Here is a 681-nt window from a genome sequence, read left to right as displayed (position 1 = left end):
TTTTGGATATGCATGCGATCATCGAGTTGACATGATTTAATTTTGCGCAAGCATAACCAAAAGCAATCCAACGAGAAAGGGAAGTCACCATCTTCTCGTGACTCCCCCCTAAAAAGTTGCTCAGGTACTCAGTTTTGCGTTCTCGATTGTTAATTCTATGATTTTTAATGCTCAGATTTTTATCAATTCCTGTGAAACCATTCGTTGTTGTGAAGTGTCTTCAATCAGAGCAGGTAAATTACTGGGCGTTGGTGAGCTCTTCATTTACCCAGTATTTTGAACCAGATACGTTTGCATCGATAAGCAAGCCTTTTGAGTTGAGCTGATAAACGGCAACGCCGCTGTTGAACTGTGCAGAGAACTCTTCGGCATCTTCGCCTGCAACTGCTGAAGCTTCGCTGGTTGCTTCCCAACCTTCGTTGACGAACGTATCGAAGTCCTGTTTGCTTTCAAACAAAACCACTTGCTGATAAAACTTGCCGCCGAGCCCTAGCGCAACCCCCATACCAAACATGTTCATGTAGGTGCGTTTTTCGGTGGTCTTATCTACTGCCACACCAGAGCCTGAATTGGTGTGGAAAAGCAAAGAGAGCTTGCGAGAATCAAAAACGGCGTAGCCGTAAGCTTTATCGTAAATCGTTTTCGCTTCTGGTTTTTCATTAAAGAGTTTGAGTAAGGTGC

The 681-nt window shown here is 43.9% G+C and carries 1 protein-coding gene; it reads right to left on the bottom strand.

Features of this window, described 5'->3' with window-relative positions; translation table 11 throughout:
- Window positions 1-238: 238 nt before the first annotated feature.
- Window positions 239-681 (bottom strand): YSC84-related protein (locus R8O10_RS25350; RefSeq protein WP_318191975.1); only part of this gene is annotated, 443 nt, incomplete at its 5' end.

The sequence above is a fragment of the Vibrio sp. 1727 genome, assembly GCF_033344415.1.
Lineage (GTDB): Bacteria > Pseudomonadota > Gammaproteobacteria > Enterobacterales > Vibrionaceae > Vibrio > Vibrio alginolyticus.
Note: the sequence above shows the minus strand (reverse complement) of the source record. Positions and strands in the feature narration are given on the sequence as shown.